The organism is Micromonospora sp. NPDC049004 (assembly GCF_040649315.1).
GTDB lineage: Bacteria > Actinomycetota > Actinomycetes > Mycobacteriales > Micromonosporaceae > Micromonospora.
The window spans coordinates 1-23341 of record NZ_JBEZFG010000008.1 but is presented as its reverse complement, the minus strand read 5'-3'; the positions used below and the strand labels follow the sequence as shown (position 1 = coordinate 23341).

At 71.8% G+C, this 23341-nt stretch carries 19 protein-coding genes and 1 pseudogene; 7 read left to right on the top strand and 13 right to left on the bottom strand.

The window, feature by feature from the left end:
* Positions 1-131: 131 nt before the first annotated feature.
* On the top strand, positions 132-902 hold the full coding sequence (locus AB0B97_RS23160) for an AfsR/SARP family transcriptional regulator (RefSeq protein ID WP_234588893.1): 771 nt from the start codon (positions 132-134) through the stop codon (positions 900-902).
* On the opposite strand, the gene AB0B97_RS23155 is transcribed toward AB0B97_RS23160, so the two are convergent.
* From AB0B97_RS23155 to AB0B97_RS23135, 5 genes are all read right to left on the bottom strand, one after another.
* Positions 868-1878, bottom strand: coding sequence for a YihY/virulence factor BrkB family protein (locus tag AB0B97_RS23155; protein ID WP_357496316.1), 1011 nt, complete (start codon positions 1876-1878; stop codon positions 868-870). The genes AB0B97_RS23160 and AB0B97_RS23155 overlap by 35 nt on opposite strands.
* Before the next feature lie 64 nt (positions 1879-1942).
* A complete protein-coding gene (locus AB0B97_RS23150; protein ID WP_357496314.1) occupies positions 1943-2752 on the bottom strand; it encodes an ABC transporter permease in 810 nt (269 codons plus the stop codon).
* A gap of 9 nt (positions 2753-2761) precedes the next feature.
* Positions 2762-3553, bottom strand: a complete 792-nt coding sequence (locus AB0B97_RS23145; RefSeq protein WP_357496312.1) for an ABC transporter permease — start codon at positions 3551-3553, stop codon at positions 2762-2764.
* Between the two features lie 252 nt (positions 3554-3805).
* The gene (locus tag AB0B97_RS23140) at positions 3806-3997 is read right to left on the bottom strand and encodes a DUF397 domain-containing protein (protein ID WP_357496310.1); all 192 of its coding nucleotides are present in this window, start codon (positions 3995-3997) and stop codon (positions 3806-3808) included.
* A complete protein-coding gene (locus tag AB0B97_RS23135) occupies positions 3988-4791 on the bottom strand; it encodes a helix-turn-helix transcriptional regulator (protein WP_357496308.1) in 804 nt (267 codons plus the stop codon). Before AB0B97_RS23135 ends, AB0B97_RS23140 begins: the two co-directional genes overlap by 10 nt.
* A gap of 254 nt (positions 4792-5045) precedes the next feature.
* Between AB0B97_RS23135 and AB0B97_RS23130 the strand changes: the two genes are divergently transcribed.
* Positions 5046-5282: a flavin reductase gene (locus AB0B97_RS23130; RefSeq protein ID WP_357496306.1), complete on the top strand. Its 237-nt coding sequence runs from the start codon at positions 5046-5048 to the stop codon at positions 5280-5282.
* A gap of 65 nt (positions 5283-5347) precedes the next feature.
* Here AB0B97_RS23130 and AB0B97_RS23125 read toward each other — a convergent pair whose 3' ends face one another.
* Both AB0B97_RS23125 and AB0B97_RS23120 read right to left on the bottom strand, forming a co-directional pair.
* Positions 5348-5887, bottom strand: coding sequence for a hypothetical protein (locus tag AB0B97_RS23125; RefSeq protein ID WP_357496304.1), 540 nt, complete (start codon positions 5885-5887; stop codon positions 5348-5350).
* Positions 5888-6018: 131 nt separating this feature from the next.
* Positions 6019-6951, bottom strand: a complete 933-nt coding sequence (locus tag AB0B97_RS23120) for an ABC transporter ATP-binding protein (protein WP_357496302.1) — start codon at positions 6949-6951, stop codon at positions 6019-6021.
* A 382-nt stretch (positions 6952-7333) separates the two neighbouring features.
* On the opposite strand from AB0B97_RS23120, the gene AB0B97_RS23115 reads away from it, so the two are divergent.
* Positions 7334-9352: a TRAP transporter fused permease subunit gene (locus tag AB0B97_RS23115; protein WP_357496791.1), complete on the top strand. Its 2019-nt coding sequence runs from the start codon at positions 7334-7336 to the stop codon at positions 9350-9352.
* Positions 9349-10368, top strand: coding sequence for a TAXI family TRAP transporter solute-binding subunit (locus AB0B97_RS23110; protein ID WP_357496300.1), 1020 nt, complete (start codon positions 9349-9351; stop codon positions 10366-10368). Before AB0B97_RS23115 ends, AB0B97_RS23110 begins: the two co-directional genes overlap by 4 nt.
* A gap of 7 nt (positions 10369-10375) precedes the next feature.
* Here AB0B97_RS23110 and AB0B97_RS23105 read toward each other — a convergent pair whose 3' ends face one another.
* Positions 10376-10912, bottom strand: coding sequence for a hypothetical protein (locus tag AB0B97_RS23105; RefSeq protein ID WP_357496298.1), 537 nt, complete (start codon positions 10910-10912; stop codon positions 10376-10378).
* Positions 10913-12818, bottom strand: a pseudogene (gene dnaG / locus AB0B97_RS23100) (DNA primase).
* Positions 12819-12932: 114 nt separating this feature from the next.
* Here dnaG and AB0B97_RS23095 point away from each other — a divergent pair.
* Entirely contained in the window at positions 12933-14135 is a 1203-nt protein-coding gene (locus tag AB0B97_RS23095) for a low temperature requirement protein A (protein WP_357496296.1), read from the top strand.
* Positions 14136-14138: 3 nt separating this feature from the next.
* Here the strand turns inward: AB0B97_RS23095 and AB0B97_RS23090 are convergent, their stop codons facing one another.
* From AB0B97_RS23090 to AB0B97_RS23080, 3 genes are read right to left on the bottom strand one after another with little or no spacing between them, the layout of a single operon-like run.
* A complete protein-coding gene (locus AB0B97_RS23090; protein ID WP_357496294.1) occupies positions 14139-14969 on the bottom strand; it encodes a siderophore-interacting protein in 831 nt (276 codons plus the stop codon).
* 14 nt (positions 14970-14983) lie between these two features.
* On the bottom strand, positions 14984-16237 hold the full coding sequence (locus tag AB0B97_RS23085; protein WP_357496292.1) for a deoxyguanosinetriphosphate triphosphohydrolase: 1254 nt from the start codon (positions 16235-16237) through the stop codon (positions 14984-14986).
* Positions 16234-16581, bottom strand: coding sequence for a VOC family protein (locus AB0B97_RS23080; protein WP_357496290.1), 348 nt, complete (start codon positions 16579-16581; stop codon positions 16234-16236). Before AB0B97_RS23080 ends, AB0B97_RS23085 begins: the two co-directional genes overlap by 4 nt.
* 249 nt (positions 16582-16830) lie before the next feature.
* Here AB0B97_RS23080 and AB0B97_RS23075 point away from each other — a divergent pair, with 249 nt between their 5' ends.
* Positions 16831-17331, top strand: a complete 501-nt coding sequence (locus AB0B97_RS23075) for a roadblock/LC7 domain-containing protein (protein WP_357496288.1) — start codon at positions 16831-16833, stop codon at positions 17329-17331.
* A 115-nt stretch (positions 17332-17446) separates the two neighbouring features.
* Here AB0B97_RS23075 and ppdK read toward each other — a convergent pair whose 3' ends face one another.
* Positions 17447-20182 carry a pyruvate, phosphate dikinase gene (gene ppdK / locus AB0B97_RS23070; protein WP_357496286.1) on the bottom strand — a complete coding sequence of 912 codons (2736 nt, stop codon included), beginning with the start codon at positions 20180-20182 and terminating at the stop codon, positions 17447-17449.
* A gap of 259 nt (positions 20183-20441) precedes the next feature.
* Between ppdK and AB0B97_RS23065 the strand changes: the two genes are divergently transcribed.
* Positions 20442-22154 carry a beta-N-acetylhexosaminidase gene (locus AB0B97_RS23065; RefSeq protein WP_357496284.1) on the top strand — a complete coding sequence of 571 codons (1713 nt, stop codon included), beginning with the start codon at positions 20442-20444 and terminating at the stop codon, positions 22152-22154.
* The last annotated feature ends 1187 nt before the right edge of the window (positions 22155-23341 follow it).

Below are 23341 nucleotides of genomic sequence, written 5' to 3'. Positions count from 1 at the left end.
GGCACATCCCCGGCACCGCGACCGCACGGATCCGTCATCGTCATGTCATCGGCGGGCATGACTCGGCCGACGACCGTGCCGTGAGCCTTGGCACGGCTCTGCGGGCCACCCGGCCCACCGAACGGAGAAACGTGGAATTCGCCATTCTCGGCCCGCTGGAGGTTCGCTCTTCAGGCACGCCGGTGGATCTGCCCGCGCCCCGTCAACGACGGATCCTGGCCGCGCTCCTGGTCGCCAGCGAGGGTTGGCTCTCGGTCAACCGCCTGATCGAGGCATGCTGGGACGACGCGGGGCCGTGGACCGCCCGCAAGCAGGTACAGAACCAGGTCGGGGCGCTGCGGCGGCACCTCGTCCGACACGGCGGTGACGCCAACATCGTGGTCACCCGCCCCGACGGCTACCAACTGGACGTGTCCGACGCGTACGTGGACGCGCGGGAGTTCGCCGAGACGGTCCGGCGGGCCCGGCAGGCCGCCGAGGTCGACACCGCCCGCGCGGTAGCCCTCTACCAGGGCGCGTTGACCCTGTGGCGCGGTCCGGCGCTGGACGGGCTGAACAGCCCCGCACTGGAACCCGCCGCGGCGCGACTTGCCGAACTGCGGCTGCTCGCCGCCGAGGAGCGCTACGACCTGGAGCTGCGGCTCGGCCGACACCGCCAGGTGCTGGCCGACCTGATCGAACTGGCCGCCGAACACCCCTCCCGGGAGCGCCTACAGGCGCTGCTCATGCTGGCGTTGTACCGGGAGGGGCGACAGGTGGAGGCACACGGCGTCTACCGGCGTCTGCACGACCACCTCGCGGAGGAGCTCGGAACCGGGCCCGGTGGCGAACTCCGGCAGCTGCGCGAGCGGCTGCTGTGCGATCAGGTCAGCGCTTGGCAGCCGAATTCCGCTTCTTCCTGAGCTTGCGGTCGTCGCGCAGCTCCAGGTACGGCTCGTCGTCGACAGCGTGGCCGGCCGAGATGGCCCGGCCGCGCTCCAACTCCGCGTCGAACTCGGCGCCCAGCAGGATCGCGATGTTGCTCAGCCAGAGCCAGACCAGAAAGACGATCACGCCGGCCAGCGCACCGTACGTCTTGTTGTACGAGCCGAAGTTGCTCACGTAGAGGGCGAAGAGACCGGAGATCACCAGCCAGATCACCACGGCGAGCACCCCACCCGGGCTGACCCAGCGGAACCCGCCGTGCCGCGCGTTCGGCGAGGCCCAGTAGAGGATCGCGAACATCAGGCTGACCAGGAGCAGCAGCACCGGCCACTTGGCGATGTCCCACACCGTGACGGCCGTCGAGCCGAGGCCTACCGCGTTCCCGACCAGTTCGGCGAGTCGGCCGGTGAAGACCACGATCACCGCGCAGGCCAGCAGGAGCACACCGATCACGGCCGTCACACCGACCCGGATCGGCAGGGTCTTCCAGATCGGCCGACCCTCCGGCACGTCGTAGATCGTGTTCGAGGCGCGCATGAACGCGGCGATGTAACCCGACGCGGACCAGAACGCGGCCAGCAGACCGATGATCGCCGCGACGCTGGCCAGCCCTCCGCTGCCCTGCGCCTGTTGGATCGCATCCTCGATGATCTTCTGGATGCTCTCGTTGGGCACCGCCTGGTTGACCGTGTCCTTGACGCCCTCGGTGGCGCTGGTGCCCAGCAGGCCGAGGATGGAGATCAACACCAGCACGCCCGGGAAGATGGACAGCACTCCGTAGTAGGTCAGCGCCGCCGCCCAGTCGGTCAGACTGTCGTCCTGGAACTCGGCGACCGTGCGGCGCAGCGCTGCCTTCCAGCCGCTGCCGGGCAGGTCGGTGGGGCTGTCCGGCCCGGCGTCGGGCCCGACCGGCCCGCCGCGCTCACGGTGGTCGGACGTCTCGTCGGAGGCCATCGCCCCTCCTCTTCGTCGGCGGTGTCGCCCGAAGGACATGCCCCACGAACAGCGGCGATAACCCCTACGGGTAGAGCAACCTGCCCATCCGGCGCGACGCCACGAGAAGGCCGACCGCCAACAGCGCCAGCAGATAGAACACGTCGAGCAGCCAGAGCCAACCCCCGGTGCCCAGCGCGACGCCGCGAATCAGGTGCACGGCCCGGTACAACGGGGTGACCTCGATCAGCCAGTGCAGCAGGGTCGGGTAGGCCTGCGCCGGCACGAAGGTGCCGGAGAAGAGGAACAGGGTGAACTGCGCGGACGCCACCAGGTCGAAATCCTGCCAGCTGCGCATGACTGTGGAGACCGCCATGCCGAGCGCCCCGAACGCGAACCCGACCAGCACCGCAGCGGGCAGCGCGGTGACCGCGTGGACGACGCTTGTCAGATCCAACGCGACCATCACCCCGAGGAACGCCGCCGAGTAGGCGCTGCCCCGCAACATCGCCCAGCTCAGCTCACCGAGGGCGATCTCGAACGGCCGTACCGGGGTGGCGATCATCCCGTCGTACAGCTTCATGTACTTCATCTTGCCGAAGAAGTTGAAGGTGGTCTCGGAGAGCGCCCCGGTCATCGCGGAGGCGGCCAGCATCGCCGGAGCCACGAACGCGGCGTACGACACCAGCCGCCCGTCGGGCAGCGGCAGGTCGCCGACAAGCGTCCCGACACCCACGCCGATGGAGAGCAGGTAGAGCAGGGGCTCCACGAAGCCGGAGAGCAGCAGCAGCCAGTAGACCGACTTCAGCGCGGCGAGATTGCGCTCGACCACCGACCCCGACCGCCGGGAGGCGGCGGAGACGTCGACCAGCCGGGGCAGCACCAGCGTGACCACGAGATCTCCCTAGACGACGAGCTTGCGGCGGAAGGCGCGCAGCGCCAGCAGCCAACCGACGGCCGCCCAGGCAGCCAGGTAGAGCAGGTGCCCGGCGACCGACCACTGTGGGGCGACCCCGAGCGTCGCCGCCCGGCAGAGATCGACGGCGTGCCACAGCGGAGTCGCGTACGCCAGCCAGCGCAGCGCCTCCGGCAACGACTCGACCGGGAAGAACACGCCGGCGAACAGCGTCATCGGGATGACCGCGAACCGGAACAGCATCGCCAGCCAACTGTCACTGGACACCACCGCGGCGTACGCGAACGTCGGCGTGGCCCCGGCCAGCGCGAGCAGCGCCACCACCGGCAGGGTGGCCAGCGCCCACGGCGAGCGCAACGCCCCGAACAACCCGGTGACCAGCAGGAAGGCCGCGATCGTCGTGAGCACCCGGAACAGCACGAAGGCCAGGTGCCCGGCCAGGATGTCGGCCACGCGCAGCGGCGACGCCGTCTGCGCGAAGTAGGTCTTGATCCACTGGAAGTTGCTGAACACCGGCCACGTCGAGTCGCCCACTGTCACCTGGAGGGCCGTCGAGGCGATCAGCCCCGGGACCAGCCAGTCGAGATAGCGCACCCCGTCGACGCCCTGGTCGATGTACGCGCCGACGCCCAGCCCGAAGCCGAACACGGTGAGCACCGGCAGCAGGAACGACGAGAACACCCCGGCCCGCCAGGTGCGCCGAAGACCCACCAAATAGTGCTCGAACACCGCGTACGCCGGCACCCAGGGCACCCGCGTCCGCTGCGCCACACTCACCATGACCACCCCCGTCCCCGACCTTCCTACCCCCGGGGTACGACAGGCCGCCGGTCACCCTACGGCGACCCCGTCGACGTGTCGCCCGGGTTTCCCCCGTAGCGCGCCACGCCGGCGGCGGGCCGGCGCGATGATCGACTCGGGTTCGCGGATTCCGGGGTGTCCCGGTCCCGCGGATGCCCCGGTTTACAGGAAGCCGAGTGGACCTTGACGGTGCCGGCACCGAGCGGGCGGGCTGCGCGACCGTCCGGGGACCTACCGCCGGACGGCGTCGGACCCGACGAACGTGCGCCACGCGTCGGGCGTGAAGACGAGCACCGGGCCGCCCGGATCCTTCGAGTCACGAACGGCCACCAGCCCCGGAAGGCTGTCGGCCACCTCCACACAGGCACCGCCGCTGCCGTTGCTGCGGCTGCTCTTGCGCCACCGGACGTCGGTCAGCTCCATGTCTCCGCCACTTCCGCAATCAGGTCGAGGGACTGCTGCTGCGATAGTGCCTCACCCCGGATCGATTCCCACACCTCGACCATCTGCCGGACGTACTCGGGGCGGTCGATCACCTGACCGTGGCGCTGCCCGTCGAGGTAAACGACATCCTCACCGGAGGATGCGGTGGCGATCACGAAGGGACCATCGAGCCCAGCGTACGCACCGGCGATGAGCGGCACGACCTGGATTCGGACCCGGGGCAGGGCCGAGCCGAGCTTCACGAGGTGACGCAACTGCTCGCGCATCACCTCCGGGCCGCCGACACGACGGCGCAGCGTGTACTCGTCGATGACCACGCTGAGCAGCGGCGGCCGGTCCCGGGTGAGCACGCCCTGCCGGTCGAGCCGAGCGGTCACCTGCTGTTCGACCTCGTCCGCCGCGAAGAGCCCGGCACCGGCCAGGATGGCGCGGGCGTACCCCTCGGTCTGCAACAGGCCCGGCACGTAGACCGGCTCGAACCACCGCAGCGCGGTGGTCTCCTGTTCGACGCCGGCCCAGTCGCGGAACCACGGCACAACGGCCTCGCGGCTGATCCGCCGCTGGATGCGCTCGAAGCGCCCGTCGGTCGCGAACACGGCGTCGCACCGACGCGCGAAGTCCAGGCTCGGCCGGCGCTCGGAGGTCTCCACCTTGGCGACAAGTGCCCCGGAATAGCTCAGCGCTTCCGCCAGCGTCGCCTGGGACATGCCGCTGGCTGCCCGGGCCAGCCGTAGCTCCTCCGCGAAGTGCTCCAGCATGGACGAACTCTCCACGGACAGCCTCCGTACATCTTCGTACCGTGCCGGGCCGATCACCGTACGCCCTGGTCGTCGGCGCGCGGAACCTCCCACGGTAGTCGCGTCCTCAGCAGACTGTCACGCAGCGGGACCGCTCACGGGGTCGGACGGCGGGCGGAACCAGGCCGGGGGGCGTTCCGTGACCGCACACGGTCCGGGACGCCCCCACCCACCCGATGGAGGTTCCCGGTGCGACTCGCCTCGTCAGCTCGCGACCACGGAGGGCTCTGATGCCTCGCTACCGCCCGCACGTGGCGGCGCGTCCCTCCTGGCGCTGCCGGGTCTGTGGTGCGGCGTGGCCGTGCTCGCCAGCGCGTCTGGCGTTGCTGGGCGAGTACCGCGAGAACCGGGCCGGCCTGCTGATCTACCTCGCCACGCTGCTTCAGGAGGCGGACGGGGACATCGGCGGCAGCACCGCGCCTGACCTGCTCACGAACCGCTTCCTGACCTGGGCCAGAGCCCGCTGACCCACCGGCCGACCGGCGCGTCAGACCGGCCGGCGGACCGGGTCGGGCCGGTCGGCAGGGACGGGTCAGGCCGGCCGGTACGCGCGGGCCAGCGCCTGCACGGCGTAGCCGAGCAGCAGTACGCCCGCACCCGTGCCGATCACCAGGCCGGGGGACACCGCCGAGGCGAGCCCGACGACGAGACCCGCCACCGCCACCACGCACAACGCGACACCGAGCGGCCGCAGCAGTGGGTCCCCCAGCAGCGGGGCGAGGGGAAAGAAGTGCAGTCCGACGATCAGGCAGACAAGCACCGGCACGTACGCGGACCAGCCGGCAGCGACCAGCACTGCCGCTCCCAGCCCGGCGGCGACGAACTCGGCGACGACGATGAGCAGGTAACGGCGGTCGGTGGCCCGGTTCCGCGGGCCGACCGCGCCCCGGGTGCGTGCCGACAGCACGCCGCCCAGCACGGCGGTCAGGAGTGCGGCGACGCTGCCCACCACAAGCAGGGCGCGCAACGGCTGCTCGGCCGCCGGCACGCTGAACCAGACCATCGCGAAGATGCCCAGGTAGAGAGCGGTCAGCCCGGCCTGGTGGCGGCTGCTGGTCACCAACGCGGACATGGAACCTCCCCTGATCAACCCGCGTCAGGCGGATGCGTCGACCGGGCCCGCCGATGGTACGCAAGATCATTCACGCCCGCACTTCGCAGCGACCACGGGGATCGGCACGCCCTGAAGGATCGCGTCCCCCGTCAGTCGACCAGGGTGCGGCCGGTCAGGTGCAGGAAGACGTCCTCCAGGCCGCTGCGCCGCACCAGGACGTTGGCCGGGTTGAGCCCCAGCGCACCGACCTCGGCGACGGCCGCGTCGCCGTCGGGCACATAGAGCAGCACCCGGTCGGGCAGCACCTCGACCCGCTCGCCCACACCGTCGAGCTTGCCGGCGAACGGCTCCTGCGACTCGGCCGCGAAGCGCAGCTCGACCACCTCGCGGGTGGAGTGCTCCTCGATCAGCGCCCGGGGTGAGCCCTCGGCGACGATCCGCCCGCCGTCCATCACCACCAGCCGGTCGCAGAGCTGCTCGGCCTCGTCCATGTAGTGCGTGGTGAGCACCAGTGTCACGCCCTGCTGCTTGAGCCGGAACAGTCGCTCCCACACCAGGTGCCGCGCCTGCGGGTCGAGCCCGGTGGTCGGCTCGTCGAGCAGCACGATCTCCGGATCGTTGACCAGGGCGCGGGCGATGGTCAACCGGCGCTTCATGCCACCGGAGAGCGGCTCGACCTTACTGTCGGCCCGCTCGGTGAGCTGGACGAAGTCGAGCAGCTCGGCGGCCCGTTCCCGGGCGGCCCGCCGGGAGATGCCGAAGTAGCGGGCGTACACCGTGAGGTTTTCCCGGACGGTCAGCTCCGGGTCGAGGTTGTCCATCTGCGGGCACACGCCGAGCCGGGCCCGGATCGCCGGCCCGTCGCGGACCGGATCCAGGTCGAGGATGCGCAGCTCGCCGTCGCTCGGCGGGGAGATGCAGCCGACCATCCGCATGGTGGAGGACTTGCCGGCGCCGTTGGGCCCGAGGAAACCGAACGCCTCACCCGAGCGCACCTCGACGTCGATGCCGTCGACGGCGGTGAAGTCGCCGAACCGCTTCACCAGCCCACGAGCCTGAATCAGTGGTCGCCCCGAAGTCACCGCCCGACCCTAACCGCCGGGTCCGACACCCCTCCACGCAAATACGCACGCGCCGACCCGCCGGAAGCAAACGCCGCTCAACGCCCCACTACGACGGGCAATCGACAGGTATCGTCCTCACGTGTCGCCCGCCAGCTCGCCCGATGGTCCGCCGTCACCCGCCCGGCCAGCCAGCTCACCCGGCGACCGGCCTGCCACGAACGCCGCCGACGGGCCACCCCGACCACGTCCAGCAGCCGAGACCGCAGACCTGGCCGAGACCGCAGACCCAGCCGGACCAACCGACCAGACCGCAACCACAGAACCGGCCGTGCCGACCGGACAGACCGCGACCACAGAACCGGCCGGACCGGCCAGCGCGGCCGAGCGGGCGACCCGGGACCTGGCGGCCCAGTTCGAGGACGAGAAGCCCGGCCGGGTGCTGTCCGGGCCGGCAGCTCTGCTCCTCGGCACGGTGGCGCTGGCGGTCGGCGCGCTGGCTCTCTGGCAGGTGTTCCGTCCACTCGCGCAGGGCAGCAAGTACTACCTGATCATCTTCTTGGCCGGCGTACTCCCCCTGGTTTTCCTCGCCTACCCGGCCGACCTGCCGCGCTGGGCCCGCCCGCGCCGACGCAGCGACAGCAGCGACAACGCCGGGCCCACCGTCACCGACTGGGTGCTGGCCGCCCTGACCGTGGCGGCCTGCCTGTATCCCGTCCTGCCGATCCACATCGGTACGGGTGGCGGCGGCTACAACGCGTTCCTCGACCGGCAGGGACTGCTCGCGCCGAGCGACCTGGTGCTGGGTACGGTGCTGCTGCTCCTGCTGCTGGAGGCGTGCCGCCGCACGACAGGTTGGATCCTGCCGGCCGTCTGCCTGCTGTTCCTCGGGTACGGCTACTACGGCGGGTTGCTGCCGCAGTCCTGGCCGGTCGCGCACGCCGGGCTCGACTTCAGTCAACTGGTCGACGCGTTCTACAACTCCGACAGCGGTTTCTACGGCACCCCGTTGGACGTGGCCGCCTCGTACATCGTGCTGTTCACCATTTACGGCGCGGTGCTGGAACTGTCCGGGGCCGGGCGGTTCTTCGTCGACCTGTCGGCTGCGGCGTTCCGCCGCTCCCGTACCGCCGCCGGCCGAACGGCGGTGGCCTCGGGCTTCCTGCTCGGCACCGTGTCCGGCTCCGGCGCGGCGACAACTGTGAGCATCGGCGCGGTCACCTGGCCGCTGCTGCGCCGCGCCGGTTATCCCCCGGAACGGGCCGGCGGCATGTTGGCCGCGGCCGGGGTGGGCGCGATCCTCTCCCCGCCCACTCTTGGTGCGGCGGCGTTCATCATCGCCGAGTACCTGGGCGTGTCCTACCTTCAGGTGCTGGGCTGGGCGACGATACCGACGGTGCTCTACTACCTGGGCATCCTGCTCGCCGTGGAGATCGACGCCCGCCGGTCGGGCGTACGCCCGGTCGTCCTCGACGTCGACTCGCCGTGGCGGCTGCTGGGCCGGCTCGGCTACCACTTCGCGTCGCTGATCGCGATCATCGTTCTCCTCGCGGTAGGTGTGTCCGCGACGAGGGCCGTCGTCTTCGCCATCGTCCTGGCCGCCGCGCTGTCGTACCTGGACCGCACGCACCGGCTCACCCCGACCCGGCTGGCGACCGCGCTCGTCACCGGCGTACGCGGGGTCCTGGCCGTCACGGCGGTCTGCGCGGCCGCCGGCATCATCACGGCGACCACCACGAAGACCGGTCTCGGGCCGCAGGCGGCGGCGCTGCTGATCGGCGGGGCGCAGGCGGCCACCTCGGACCCGACGCTGGTCCTGGTGCTCACGGCGCTGCTCGCCGCCGTCGCGCTCACTCTCTTGGGCCTGGCCGTGCCGGTTACCGCTTCGTTCGTGATCGGTTGGGTGATCGTCGGCCCGGCCCTGCTCGACCTGGGCGTGACAGCGCCCGCCGCGGCGATGTTCGTCTTCTACTTCGCCGTGCTGTCCGAGGTGTCTCCGCCGACCGCGCTCGCCGCGGTCGCCGCGGCCGCCGTCACCGGAGGCCGGCTGGTGCCGACCATGTGGCAGACCCTGCGGTACGCGCTGCCGGCATACCTGATCCCGATCGCGTTCGTCATCACCCCCGCCGGGCTGGGCCTGCTCGGCATCGGCGGTGTCCAGCGGATCGTCGTCGCCGTCCTGGTCACCGCGCTCGGCGTGGCGGTGCTCGCTGTCGCTGCCGGTGGTTGGCTGCCCGGCGTGGGTCGGGCCGGCGCCCCGGAGCGGGTGCTCGGCGCTCTCGGCGGCGTCACACTGCTCTGGCTCGAACCCGTGCCGGTCGCCCTGGGCACGACGCTGGCCGCCGTCGCGGCGACGGGTGTGTTCCTGCGAGGCCGATCCGCCAGTCGACAACCGACCAACCCTGTCAAGGAGAGACCGTGAGACGAATCGACGTACGGCTCGCAGCGGGCCTGAGCGTGCTCGCCCTCGTCACGACGGGCGTCACCGGCTGCGGAGGCCAGCAGGGCGGCGCGGCCAAGGACGACACGGCCAGCGAGGTCACCTGCGAGGTGACCCGGGAGACGCGCGTGGGCATCGCCACGGGCAACGCGACAGGTGTCTACTACGTGGTCGGCAACGCCCTGGCCGGCCAGTTGTCCGGGGCGACCGGCGGCAAGCTCACCGGCACCGCCGCCGAGACCGGCGCCTCGGTGCAGAACGTCGAGCAGTTGGTCAGTGGCAAGTACGACGTGGCGTTCTCGCTGTTCGACACGGCGGTCAACGCGGTCGAGGGCAAGGGCAGCTTCAGCGCGCCGCAGCCGGTGCAGGCGCTGGCCCGTATCTACGACAACTACACGCAGGTGGTGGTCCGTAAGGACTCCGGAATCACCTCGGTGGCCGGGATGCGCGGCAAGCGGATCTCCACGGGCTCCCCGAAGTCCGGCACCGAGGCGATCGCGAACCGGCTGCTGGAGGCTGCCGGCCTCGACCCGGCCAAGGACGTCCGGGCCCAGCGACTCGACCTCGCCAAGACCGTCGACGGAATGAAGGACGGCAGCATCGACGGGTTCTTCTGGTCCGGTGGCCTGCCCACCGGCGGCGTGACGGACCTGTTCACCACCGCTGGCGACACTGTGGCGTTCGTCGACATCTCGGCGCTACTGCCGAAGCTGACCGCGCTGAGCCCCGGCTACCAGTCCGGCACGATCGGTCGGGACGTGTACCGGACGGCGTCCGACACCCCGACCATCGTCGTACCCAACGTGCTGCTGGTCCGCGAGGACCTGGACGCCAACGTCGCCTGCGCGATCACCCGGACGGTGTTCGACAAGCGCGACGTCCTGGCCCAGGCCAACCCGGCGGCCAAGGGGATCTCGCTGGAGAAGGCCCGCAGGACCCTGCCGGTGCCGCTGCACCGCGGCGCCGAGAAGGCGCTGACGGACCTCGGCGCGAAGTGACGGCCGGTCAGCTGTCGGCCGGGGCGGTGGCGGCGCGGGCCGCGCCGACCAGGCGGTCGGTCTCGGCGAGCAGGGCCTCGTCGTCCGCCGGTGTGCCGGGGTCGAGGCGGACCGTCCAGGTCAGACCGTCCACGCCGGCCACCCGCCGGGCCGCGACCCGCGCCGCGCCGCCGGGCACCGGGTGGTGTTCGGTGTACGCGACGGAACGGGTCACCCGTGCCCGCACCTGGTGCGGCAGCTCACCCGGGTCGAGCAGCAGGTACGTCTCGGCCGGCCCGTCGACGACCACTGTGTAGCCGTCGCGCTCGACTACCGTCTCGGCGGGCGTGACGGTCAGCTCCCGACCGGACCAGACCGCCTTGAGGACGTCGTGCCAGCCGATGCGGTGCCCCCGACCGGGCAGCCACAGCCCGAGGTTGCTGGCCACGACGACCCCGTCGCCCTCGCCGTTGCCCGCCGCCGACCAGGCGAGCACCCGCTCGTCGGCGGCCAGCGGTGGCCGGTCGGCCGGCGGCAGCTTCGGCTTGCGGCTGAACAGTCCCATCTAGAGCCCTCCCGCGGCCTGCTCGCGCAACGCCCGGGCATGCTGCTCCAGCGACAGCAGTTCGCCGAAGGCCGCGAAGTACTCGTCCTTGTTGTTGACCGGGTTGATCCGCTGGATGCGCGACTTGAGGTCGCGGATGCGGGCCGTCACCGACCCGAACTGCACCCGGGCCATGGTGATCGACACGTAGCGCGGGTCCGGTTCACCGTCGATCCGCAGCGGCTCCACGGCCAGCTCGCCGACCAGCGCCGCCGAGGCCAGGTCGTCGCACGCGTCGCGGACCTTCTCGATCCAGACGGCGCCGCCGGTCGCCGACACGGCCCCACCGGCCTGCGCGACGGCAGTCCGCACGCCGACGTGCACCGGGTTGCGGTATTCGGTCGCCTCGACCGCGTCGAACATCGGCCCGGCCAGCACCGGCTGTTGCAGGGCGAGCTTCAACGCCTCGCGTTCGACCATCGACTGCGGGCTGTCCACTGCCGGTTCGGGACGGGCCGGGGCGGGTCGTGGGGCGGGTGCGGCGTCCCGCCCGCCGCCGGACGGCGGAGTGTTGGCGGCGGCGAGCACCGCCCGCTGCACCGGCTCGATCTCCATGCCGAGGTCCATGGCGAGCTTGCGGACGTACTCCGGGCGCTTCTCCCGGTCCTTCAACTGCGCGACAAGCGGCGCGGCCCGGCGCATCGCCTCGACCCGGCCATCGACGGTGTCCAGGTCGAAGCGGCTGATCTCGTGGCGCAGCGCGAAGTCGACCAGGGGCTCGCGCCGGGCGACCAGGTCGCGGACCGCCAGGTCGCCCTTGGCCAACCGCAGGTCACACGGGTCCATGTTGTCGGGGCTGACCGCGATGAACGTCCGACCCACGAAGCGCTGGTCGTCGGAGAAGGCGCGCAGCGCCGCCTTCTGCCCGGCGGCGTCCCCGTCGAAGGTGAAGATGATCTCGCCGGCCACCGAGTCGGTGTCCAGCAGGAGCCGGCGCAGCACCCCGATGTGGTCCGCGCCGAACGCGGTGCCGCAGGTCGCCACCGCCGTCGTCACCCCGGCCAGGTGGCAGGCCATCACGTCGGTGTACCCCTCGACGATCACCGCCCGACCCTGTTTGGCGATCTCCCGCTTGGCCTGGTCGATGCCGTAGAGCACGTGCGACTTCTTGTAGATCGGCGTCTCGGGGGTGTTCAGGTACTTCGGGCCGTCGTCGTCGTCGAAGAGCTTGCGCGCGCCGAAGCCGATCACGTCGCCGGCGAGGTCCCGGATCGGCCACAGCAGCCGGCGCCGGAACCGGTCGATGAGCGTGCCCGAGCGGGCTTCCCGGGACAGCCCGGCGGTGACCAGTTCCTGATGGGTGAAGCCCTGCTGGCGCAGGTGCTTGGTGAGCAGGTCCCAGCCGTCCGGCGCGAACCCGCACCCGTAGCGCTCGGCGGCGGCCCGGTCGAAGCCCCGTTTCGCCAGGAACTCCCGGGCCGGCCGCGCCCCGGCGGTGCTGAGTTGCGCCCGGTAGAAATCGACAGCGGCGGCGTGCGCGGCGACGAGGCGCTGCCGTTGGCCCTGCTGCGGGCGGGGACGCGGGGTGCTCCGGTCGTCCTCGACGTAGCGCAGCTGGATGCCGGCACGCCCGGCCAGCCGCTCGACCGACTCGACGAAGCTGAGGTGCTCCGCGTCCATCAGGAACTTGATCGCGTCGCCGCCGGCCCCGCAGCCGAAGCAGTACCAGACGTTGCGGGCGGGCGAGACGTTGAACGACGGGCTCTTCTCGTCGTGGAACGGGCACAGGCCCTTGAGGTTGCCGCCGCCGGCGGACTTCAACGTGACCGTCTCGGAGATCACATCCCCGATCGAGGTGCGTTCCCGGACCAGTGCGATGTCCTCGTCCCGGATCCGCCCAGCCATGCGCCACCCCCTCGGCGTACATCCTGCCCTGCCGGACCGATGACACGCCGGCCGGGGGACACCGGTGTGGCGGGGGCCGCCGTCGGGCTCGCCCGTTCCGGCCCGGCCGCCGGGCCCGCGCGGGGACCATGACCAGATGCGCAGGGTACGCGGTGACGGCGCCCGCCGGCCGCGCCGGATCCTCGGCCGGCTGGGGCTGCCTGGCGTGGCGCCCGCCCAGGACGAGGCCGGCCACCGGCACGCCACCTGGCTCGAACTCTTCCTCGACCTCATCTTCGTGTACGCGCTGGCGGCCGTCGTACGTCGGCTCGGCGACGACCCGACCCCGGCGCCGACGGCCGTGCTGGCCGTGATCGGGCTGTTCCTGGTGATCCAGTGGTGCTGGCTGGGGCAGGTCTTCTACGACAACCGGTTCGACCCGGACGACGCGCTGCACCGGCTGCTGGTGCTGGTCGCCCTGGTCGGCGCCGGCGCGATGACGCTCGGCGTCGACGAGGTGCCCGAGAGCGTGCTGCTTCCGGTGGGATACCTGATCGTGCGGGGTGTGCTGCTCCTTTTGTATCTGCGGGCCCGGCCGACCAGCCCGATGGCCCGGACCGTGACCACGATCTACCTGCTCGGGTTCGGGTCGGGCTGGCTCATCTGGCTGGCCTCGCTCGTCGCACCCACCGGGTCGCGCCCGACGCTGTGGATCATCGCGATGGTCATCGAGCTGGCCACCCCCTGGGTCGGCCGGCGCTGGCTCAACGATTGGCCGGTGGACAACCGGCACCTGCCCGAGCGCATCGGCCAGTTCACGATCATCGTGTTGGGCAGCGCGATGGCCAACCTGCTCTTCGCGGTGCCGGATCACCCCCCGCCGCACATGATCCTGACGGCCGGGCTGGCCTTCCTCATCCCGGCGGCCGTCTGGTGGGCCTACACCGCCTTCGTCACCACCCGCGTGCTGCAGAGCCGACTGCGCGGCGGGCAGGCGTACGGCTATCTGCACTTCCCGCTCGGCGGTGCCCTGTTGCTGCTGGGCTGGGCCCTCGGTCAGGTGGTCCGACTGGTCGACGACAACGTGGCCCGCATGCCGCTCGAACTGCGACTGGCGCTGGCCGCCTCAGTGATCGTCTGGACGTTGTGCGGCCTGGCCCTGTCCTGGCTGTGGGCCAGGCCGAGCGCGGGCCGGCTGGCGATCACCGGCTACGGGATCGTCTCGGTCGGCGTGGTCACCACCTGGGTGCGTGAACCGCGGCCGATGCTGCTGCTGCTCGCGGTGGCGATCGTCGGGTACGCCGTGCTGCTCAGCCGGGCCCTCGGCAAACTCGACGAGGACCCGGCAGCTGGCGCCTGACGGTCAGGCCGCGGCCGGCTCCTCGGCGGCGACCTGCCGGTTCCAGTCCGCCTTGCTCGAGCGCCAGCCCTCGTCGTCCATGCCGCGCCGCCAGTAGCCGGAGATGGAGAGCCGGTCGGCCGGCACGCCGCGCTCGCCGCGCAGCAGTCGGCGCAGCTCCCGGACGAACGTCGCCTCGCCGTGCACGAAGGCGTGCACCGAACCGGGCGGGAACTCCAGCTCGCGCACCGCCGCCACGAGGGCGTCGCCCACCGGTCGGTCACCCCGGTGCAGCCAGGTCAGCTCCACGGCGCCGGGGCTGAGCAGCTGCTGCTCCTCCGCCGGGTCGGCGATCTCGACGAGGACCCGGGCCGCAGCGCCCAACGGCAGCCGTTCCAGGGCGGCGGCGATCGCCGGCAGGGCGCTCTCGTCGCCCACCAGGAGGTGCCAGTCGGCGTCCGGGTCCGGCGCGTACGCCCCGCCCGGGCCGACGAAGTGCACCGGGTCGCCCGGGCGCAGCGCCGCGGCCCACGGGCCGGCCAGCCCCTCGTCGCCGTGGTGCACCACGTCCACGGTCAGCTCCCCGGCGAGGGGGTCCCACCGCCGCACGGTGTACGCGCGCAGCCGGGGCCACTGCTCCCGGGGCAGGTCACGGCGGATCGCGGCGAGGTCCAGCGGCTGCGGGTACGCGACGCCGGGCACCGGAAAGACCAGCTTGATGTAGTGGTCGGTGAACTCGCCCACCGGCAGCCCGGTCAGCTCGTCCCCACCGAGGACGAGCCGGATCAGGTGCGGGGTGGGTCGCTCGGTGCGCAGCACCTGGACCGAGGTGACGTTCCTTGGGCGTTCCGTCATGCAGTTAGGTTAGCCTAAGTTGCCGCATCCGCCTCGGGCGGTGCGCCGCCGCCGGCCAGACGGGCGTGCCAACTCATCGCCCCCGGGTCGGTGAGCGAGGCGATCTGGTCGATCACCACGCGCAGCCGAGCCGCGTCGTCGGGCGCGGCCCGCCACAGCGGGGCGAACACCGGGTCGAGCCCGTCCGGGGCCCGTCCGACGAGCGCCGCCGCCAACTCGGCAAGCATCGTCCGCTGCCGCTCGTAACGGCCCCGAAAGCCGGTGCGTCGCATCACGTAGCGCAGGGCGATGCCCTTGAGCAGCGCGCACTGCGCCCGGACGCGTCTCGGCACCACCAGATCGGCGGCGTAGCGGCGGTGCGGCCCGGGCCCGTACCGCTCCTCGGTGGCCGTCACCGCCGCCGACACGAACCGACCGGTCAGGCCGCTCGTGGTGGCCTTCAGCGCTACCTGGGCGCGGTGGCTGCCGTCGTACCCGGCGAGCGGGGCGAGCAGCGGGTCAGCCAGCAGCTCGACCAGCACCTCGGCCAGGTCGGCCGGCGACTCCCCGGAGTAGGCGGCGGCCACGTCGGCACAGAGCGCGGCCCGCTCGTCGGCGTCCACGAGCAGCGGGCGCAGCCCGACGTACCCGCCGTGGATCCCGTCCTCCACGTCGTGCACCGAGTACGCGACGTCGTCGGCCCAGTCCATCACCTGCGCCTCCAGGCAGCGCCGGTCGCCGGGCGCACCGGCCCGGATCCAGCCGAAGACCGCCGCGTCGTCGGCGTACACCCCGAACTTGCGCTGCCCGTCGCGGCGCGGCCAGGGATACTTGCCGATCGCGTCGAGCGACGCCCGGGTGAGGTTCAGCCCGGCCGACGAACCGTCCGGGGCGAGCACCTTCGCCTCCAGGCGGGTCAGCACCCGCAGCGTCTGCGCGTTGCCCTCGAAACCGCCGCAGGGCGCGGCGAGCAGGTCCAGAGCTGCCTCGCCGTTGTGCCCGAACGGCGGGTGCCCGAGGTCGTGGGCGAGCCCGGCGACGTCCACCACGTCCGGGTCGCACCCCAGCCGGGCGCCCATCTCCCGGGCGATCTGGGCCACCTCCAGCGAGTGGGTGAGCCGGGTCCGCAGGAAGTCGTCGGTGCCGGCGGTGTGCACCTGGGTCTTGGTGGCCAGCCGGCGGAACGCCGCGGAGTGCAGCACCCGGGCACGGTCACGCTCGTACGGTGAACGGCGATGCCCGGTGTCCTTGGGCGGCTCCTCGACCAACCTGGCGTCGGCGCGGTTCACTTCTGGCGCAGGACGCAGAACTCGTTGCCCTCCGGGTCGGACAGGACCGTCCAGTCGACGTCACCCTGACCGATGTCGACGTGCCGGGCGCCCATGTCGACAAGACGCTCGACCTCGGCCTCCTGGTCGGCCGGGCGCAGGTCGAGATGCAACCGGTTCTTGCGCTCCTTGGCGTCGGTCACCGGAACGAAGACCAACCCGGGAAGGCGGTCGGCGGACTGGCGGATCTCCACCTCGTCCGGTCTCTCGGTGACGACCTGGTATCCGAGCGCCTCGGCCCACCAGCGGGCCAGTCGGGCCGGATCGCGGGCGTCGATGGTCAGGTTCTCCCAGACGCTGGTCATGCAGCCACCTCTCCCGTCGACGGCGGACACAGCCGGCCGTGTGTGAGCGAGCCAAGGTTACGCCCGCCGATGCCGCTCGACCTGCCCGCGACGCAGCACCGGTGCGCGCGCAACCGCCGATCGGCCCCCAGTTGCCGACCGATCGCCGTGGGTTACGGGCTCGCGGGTACACGTGGCCACCGGTAGCGTTCCCAGCGCGGAAAGTGACCAACCAGCCGAGACGCGGGGCCGACCGCTAGGGAGACGCTCGTGGATGCCGACACGGTGGTGGGAACGGAACTGCTCGGGCTGCGTCGACGCCGACCCGAGGTCGCCGGCGCCGTACTGGCCGGCACCGACGGGCTGCTCATCTCCAGCGACCTGCCGAGCACCGACGCCACCCACCTCGCCGCGCTCGCCGCGGCCAGCTACGGGCTCGGCCACCGGGTCGCCGACACGGTCCGGCGGGGCGAGTTCCGCGAGTCGGTGGTGTGCATCTCCGACGGCTGCGTGGTCACCTACCCGGCCGGGCGCAGCGCCCTGCTGACACTCGTCACCGGGTCGGCGGCGACGGATCTGGAAGGGCTGCACGAGGAGGCCCGGGCGGTGGCGCACCGGGCCGGCCGCGTGCTGGACACCCGTGGTGGCGGGATCGGCGCCACAGCCGTGCCCGACGCGCACGCGCCGCTGGCCGTGCGTACACCGATGGCGACCCTGCCGGCGCAACTGCGCCGCTCGGCCCGACCCACCTGGCGTCGCCCGCCGATCTGAGCGCCGTCGACGGCCCGGCCTGCCGCCGGTGTGGGCGCTGGCGACGCGTCGGCCCGCCGCCGGTGTGGGCGCGCTGGCGGCGGCCCGGTCGTTCGGGCCGCCGCCAGCGCCCGCGTCAGCGGCTGTCCGACCCGTCGGTCTCCACTGCCGCCCGGCCGGCCTCCAGGCGGGCCACCGGCACCCGGAACGGCGAGCAGGACACGTAGTCCAGGCCGACCTCGTGGAAGAAGTGCACCGAGTCCGGGTCGCCACCGTGCTCACCGCACACGCCGAGCTTCAGCCCGGGCCGGGCCGCCCGCCCCTCCTCGGCGGCGATCCGCACCAGCCGGCCCACGCCGTCACGGTCGATCGACTCGAACGGCGAGATGCCGAAGATGCCCAGCTCCAGGTAGCGCCAGAAGAACGCGCCCTCGACATCGTCGCGGGAGAAGCCCCAGCCCATCTGGGTCAGGTCGTTGGTGCCGAAGGAGAAAAACTCGGCCGCCTCGGCGATCTGCCCGGCGGTCAGCGCCGCCCGGGGCACCTCGATCATGGTGCCGATCAGCACCTCGACGCCGCTGTCCCGGACCACCTCAGCGATGATCTTCTCGGCCTCGGCGCGGACCGTCTCCAGCTCCTGCACGGCTCCGACCAGCGGCACCATGATCTCCGGCTTGGCCACCCGACCCTCCCGGGCGCAGGCCACCGCCGCCTCCGCGATGGCCCGGACCTGCATCGCGAACAGGCCGGGGATGACCAGTCCGAGGCGGACGCCGCGCAGCCCGAGCATCGGGTTCTCCTCGTGCATCCGCCGGACGGCGGCGAGCAACGCCTCCTCCTTGGCCACGTCCTCGCCACGTTCCTGCGCGACCGCGACGTTGACGGCGAGCTGCTCCAGCGGCGGCAGGAACTCGTGCAGCGGCGGGTCGATCAGCCGGACGGTGACCGGCAGCCCGTCCATCTCCCGGAAGATCTCCTCGAAGTCGGCCCGCTGCAACGGCAGAAGGGCCTCCAGCGCCGCCTCCCGCTCGTCCGCGGCGCGGGCCAGGATCAGCCGCTCGACCAGCTCGCGCCGGTCACCGAGGAACATGTGCTCGGTGCGGCACAGCCCGATGCCCTCGGCGCCGAAGCGCCGGGCCCGGGCGGCGTCCGCGCCGGTGTCGGCGTTCGTGCGGACCGCCAGCCGCCGCTTCCCGTCGGCGCGCGTCATGATCCGGTGTACGGCCCGGACGAGCGCGTTGTCGATGTGCTCGGGGTCGAGGCTGCCCTCGAAGTACTGCACGACCTCCGACGGCATGACCGGCACCTCACCGAGGTACACCTTGCCGGTGGTGCCGTCGATGGACACGACGTCGCCCTCGTTGACGGTCTGCCCGGCCACGGTGAACTGCTTCGCCGGCACGTTCACGTCGATCGCGTCGGCGCCGGAGACGCAGGTCTTGCCCATGCCCCGGGCCACCACTGCGGCGTGGCTGGTCTTGCCGCCGCGCGAGGTGAGAATTCCCTTGGCGGCGATCATGCCGTTCAGGTCGTCCGGGTTGGTCTCCCGGCGGACCAGGATCACCGACTTACCCTCGGCGGCCAGCTCGACGGCCCGCGCGGAGGTGAAGACCACAGTGCCGGACGCCGCGCCCGGTGAGGCGCCGATGCCCGTGGCGACCGCCTCGAACTCGTGGTCGAGCTGGAAGCGAGGAAACATGAGCTGGGCGAGCTGCGCGCCGTTGACCCGGTGCAGCGCCTCGTCCTCATCGATCAGGCCCTCGTCGACGAGTTGCCCGGCGATCACGAACGCTGCGGCGGCCGTCCGCTTGCCGACGCGGGTCTGCAACATCCACAGCTTGCCGCGTTCGATGGTGAACTCGATGTCGCACAGATCCCGGTAGTGCTCCTCCAACCGGGCCATGATGCCGAGCAGCTCGTCGTAGGACGACTTGTCGAGCTGCTCCAACTCCTGCAACGGCACGGTGTTGCGGATGCCGGCGACCACGTCCTCGCCCTGGGCGTTGGCCAGGTAGTCGCCGTAGATGCCCTGTGCGCCGCTGCCCGGGTCGCGGGTGAAGGCGACCCCGGTGCCGGAGTCGGGGCCGAGGTTGCCGAAGACCATGGTCACCACGTTGACAGCGGTGCCGAGGTCGGCCGGGATGCGCTCCTGGCGGCGGTAGAGCACCGCGCGCTCGGCGTTCCACGACTCGAACACCGCCCGGATGGCCAGGTCGAGCTGCTCACGCGGCTGCTGCGGGAACTCCCGACCGGTGTGCTTGGCGAAGATCTTCTTGTACGCGTCGACCAGCCCGCGCAGGTCGTCCGCGTCCAGGTCGAGGTCGTTGTGCGTGCCCTTGGCGCTCTTGGCCTCGTCGAGGGCGTGCTCGAACTCCTCGCCCGGCACCTCGCAGACGGTCTTGCCGAACATCTGGATCAGCCGGCGGTAGGAGTCCCAGGCGAACCTGTCTGCGCCGCCGGAGGCGGCCTGGCCAGCCGAGCCGCCGGCCTGGGCGGAGAGCCCCACCACGCTCTGGTCGTTGAGGCCGACGTTGAGGACGGTCTCCATCATGCCGGGCATGGAGAACTTGGCCCCGGAGCGGACGGACACCAGCAGCGGGTCCTGCGGGTCGCCGAGGCGCTTGCCCATCGCCCGTTCCAGCGCCTCCAGGTGCGCCTCGATCTGACCGGCGAGGCCGTCCGGCTCCCGCCCGGTCGTGAGGTACGCCTGGCACGCCTCAGTCGTGATGGTGAAGCCGGGCGGGACGGGCAGGCCGAGGTTGGTCATCTCGGCGAGGTTCGCGCCCTTGCCGCCGAGCAGATCCTTGAGATCCTTGTTGCCCTCGGAGAAGTCGTAGACGTACTTGTGTTCGTCGGTCTCTTGCGCTGCCACCAGAGCCTCCCACGCGCGCCGGATTGACACTTAACGAAGGTTCAGGGCGAAGGTTAAGCGAAGATCGGGTGGCCTGGGACCGTTCGGTGACAATAGGCACAGCCATCACGACTATCCGCGTTCGTACCGGTTTTTGGGAACGCTTCCACGCGCACGATCACGCAATATCCCCGGTCCTCGTATTGTTGACGCCACTGGTTCTGCCGAAGCTCGCTTTTGCCATATCCGACGCGAAATAACCCCTTCCGGAGCCGTCGTCGTGTCCTCCCTCCCGATCTCCTCCCCCACCCCCGAGCCGTCCGCCGCCGCCGACCCGGTCGCGCTGCCCGCGCACCAGCCGGAGGCCGCGGACCTGGCCGCGCGCACGGCCGGCGACGACCTGCTCGCCCCCGCGGTACGCCTCGACGACGTCGTACCGGCACCGGAACGGGTCGAAGCGGATCCCACCGCGTCCTTCGTGCTCACCGCGGACACGACCATCCGGGTCACCGCCGACCCGGGCGCCCGCGCGGTGGCCGACCACCTCGCCGAGCTGCTCCGACCGGCAACCGGGTTCCTCCTGCCGGTAGCCGACGACACCCGTACGGACGGGCCGACCGGCACGCTGACGCTCACCCTTGCCGCCACGCCCGCCAGCCCGGCCCCCGCCACCGAGCGACCAACCACGGACCTCGGGGCCCAGGGCTACCGGCTCGACGTGACCGCCGCCGCGGTACGCCTCGTCGCCGACACCCCGACCGGCCTCTTCTACGGCGTCCAGACGATCCGGCAACTGCTCCCCGCCGCCGTGGAGAGCCCGACCCCGGTGACCACGCGCTGGGCGCTGCCCGGCGGCACGATCCTGGACCGCCCCCGCTTCCCCTACCGGGGCGCGATGCTCGACGTCGCGCGACACTTCTTCACCGTCGAGGACGTCCTTCGGGTGATCGACCACCTCGCCCGCTACAAGCTCAACCACCTGCACCTGCACCTCACCGACGACCAGGGATGGCGCATCGCCGTCGACTCCTGGCCGAAGCTGGCCACCGTCGGCGGGGCGAGCGAGGTCGGCGGCGGCCCCGGCGGGCGCTACACCAAGGCGGACTACCGGCGGATCGTCTCCCACGCGGCCGCCCGGCACGTCACCGTCGTCCCGGAGATCGACCTGCCCGGCCACACCAACGCGGCGCTCGTCGCGTACCCCCAGCTCGCACCGGACAAGCTCGCGCCGCCGCCGTACACCGGCACCGAGGTCGGCTTCAGCTACGTCGACCCGGCCGACGAGCAGACGTACGATTTCATCGCCGACGTGCTCGGCGAGGTGGCCGCCCTCACCCCCGGTCCGTGGCTGCACATCGGCGGCGACGAGGCGTTCAAGGTCAAGGGTGCGGTCTACACCGATTTCGTGGAGAGGGCGCAGCGGATCGTCGCCGACACCGGCAAGGCCGTCGTGGGCTGGCACCAGCTCGCCCCGGCGGCGCACCTCGACGGGCGGGTCCTGCAGTGGTGGGGCACCGACGCCGACGATCCCACCACTGCCGACGCGGTCCGGCGGGGCGCCCGGCTGATCCTCTCCCCCGGCAACCACGCCTACCTGGACATGAAGTACGCCCAGGACACCCCGATCGGGCACGACTGGGCCGGCCTCATCGACGTACGTCGGGCGTACGACTGGGATCCGGGCACGCACATCGCCGACGTGCCCAGCACTGCCGTGCTCGGCGTGGAGGCCCCGCTGTGGACCGAGTCGGTCACCTCGCTCACCGACATCGAGTTCATGCTGTTTCCCCGGCTGCCCGCCATCGCCGAGCTGGGCTGGTCACCCCGCGCCACGCACGACTGGGACGGGTTCCGCGAGCGCCTGGCCGGACACGGCCCGCGCTGGTCCACCGCCGGGATCACGTTCCACCGCTCCCCCGAGATCCCCTGGCCGGCGACCCCCACAGTCCCCCGACAGAACCGCGCACCCCGGAACGACACGGAATCCCACTGAAGCACGACAGACCGCAAGGTCGCGCCCTCCGGTCCCGGTGGGCAGTTTGTCCGGTGGCGTGAGAAGTCGAGTCGATCAACCCGGGCGGTCGTCGGATGCTCGGGTCCGGTTGGTGGTTTGTCCGGTGCCGGCGGTGGCCTGATCCCCAGGTCGCCGTGTCATGGGGTGCCGGCCCCGGCGTCGGACACCGCTGGCGGCGGGCGTTTCGGCGGGCCTGGTCGTGCTCGATCCGTGGATTTAGTGGCCTCGCCCGCGTCGCGAGGGCCCTGTTTCCCGGATCGAGCGCGATCATCCGGTTGGGCGCAGGTCCCGTGCGGGGTTGATCGACTCGGGTTCGGCGATGTCGGGGTGTCCCGGGCGTCCGGATACCGCGACTTCAGCGAAGTCGGGTCGATCAACCGCCGCCGGTGGTGGATGTCCGTGTTTCCAGGATCGAGCACGATCATCCGGTTGGGCGCAGGGTCCGTGCGGGGGTGATCGACTCGGGTTCGGCGATGTCGGGGTATCCCGGGCGTCCGGATACCGCGACATCAGCGAAGTCGAGTCGATCAACCGGCGAGTGGTGGTGGATGTCCGTTTCCCGGTGGGCGGTTTGTACCGTTGCGGCGTGGCTGTCCTGTGGCCGGTGGCACTCTGGCGGCGGAATCGGTGACCCGCCGGGGTCGTTATACCTGGCATGCCGCCGCGACCTTCGGGCGAGCGGCGCACCGCAGCCGCCGGGAACACCCACCCGGCCGCCACGGTTACACCCCCCGCACCGCCAAGCACCACCGCAAGTTGGTGTGACAGCCGCCGGGAACACCCGCCCGGCCGGCACGGTTACACCCCCCGCACCGCCAAGCACCACCGCAGGTCCGTGTGACAGCCCGCCGGGAACACCCGCCCGGCCGGCACGGTTACACCCCCACACGGCCAAGCACCAACCGAACACCCCCGGGCAAGCCGCGTTGTGGAATGCCTCGCGGCCCGGGTCGTTGCACCACCTCCGGGACACCCCCGTGCAGGCCCCCGCCGGGCCGCCAGGCCACGTCCCCCCATGAACTTTCCCGCCCGACACACGCACCCCCGTTCGTGTCGGCGCGTATCCCCCGAATGCAGAGGAGCACGCCATCATGCGTACCGATCTGATCCGTAAGACCGCCCTGACCGCTGCCGGCCTCGCCTTCACCGGCGGCGCCATCGCCGGC

Bases quoted from the DNA above. Each gene is read 5' to 3' on its own strand.
- AB0B97_RS23080 (WP_357496290.1), bottom strand. From the start codon at position 16,581: ATGACCAGCGTCTGGGAGAACCTGACCATCGACGCCCGCGATCCGGCC.
- AB0B97_RS23140 (WP_357496310.1), bottom strand. From the start codon at position 3,997: ATGGAGCTGACCGACGTCCGGTGGCGCAAGAGCAGCCGCAGCAACGGC.
- AB0B97_RS23155 (WP_357496316.1), bottom strand. From the start codon at position 1,878: ATGGCCTCCGACGAGACGTCCGACCACCGTGAGCGCGGCGGGCCGGTC.
- AB0B97_RS23130 (WP_357496306.1), top strand. From the start codon at position 5,046: ATGCCTCGCTACCGCCCGCACGTGGCGGCGCGTCCCTCCTGGCGCTGC.
- AB0B97_RS23105 (WP_357496298.1), bottom strand. From the start codon at position 10,912: ATGGGACTGTTCAGCCGCAAGCCGAAGCTGCCGCCGGCCGACCGGCCA.
- AB0B97_RS23125 (WP_357496304.1), bottom strand. From the start codon at position 5,887: ATGTCCGCGTTGGTGACCAGCAGCCGCCACCAGGCCGGGCTGACCGCT.
- AB0B97_RS23145 (WP_357496312.1), bottom strand. From the start codon at position 3,553: ATGGTGAGTGTGGCGCAGCGGACGCGGGTGCCCTGGGTGCCGGCGTAC.
- AB0B97_RS23090 (WP_357496294.1), bottom strand. From the start codon at position 14,969: ATGACGGAACGCCCAAGGAACGTCACCTCGGTCCAGGTGCTGCGCACC.
- AB0B97_RS23095 (WP_357496296.1), top strand. From the start codon at position 12,933: ATGCGCAGGGTACGCGGTGACGGCGCCCGCCGGCCGCGCCGGATCCTC.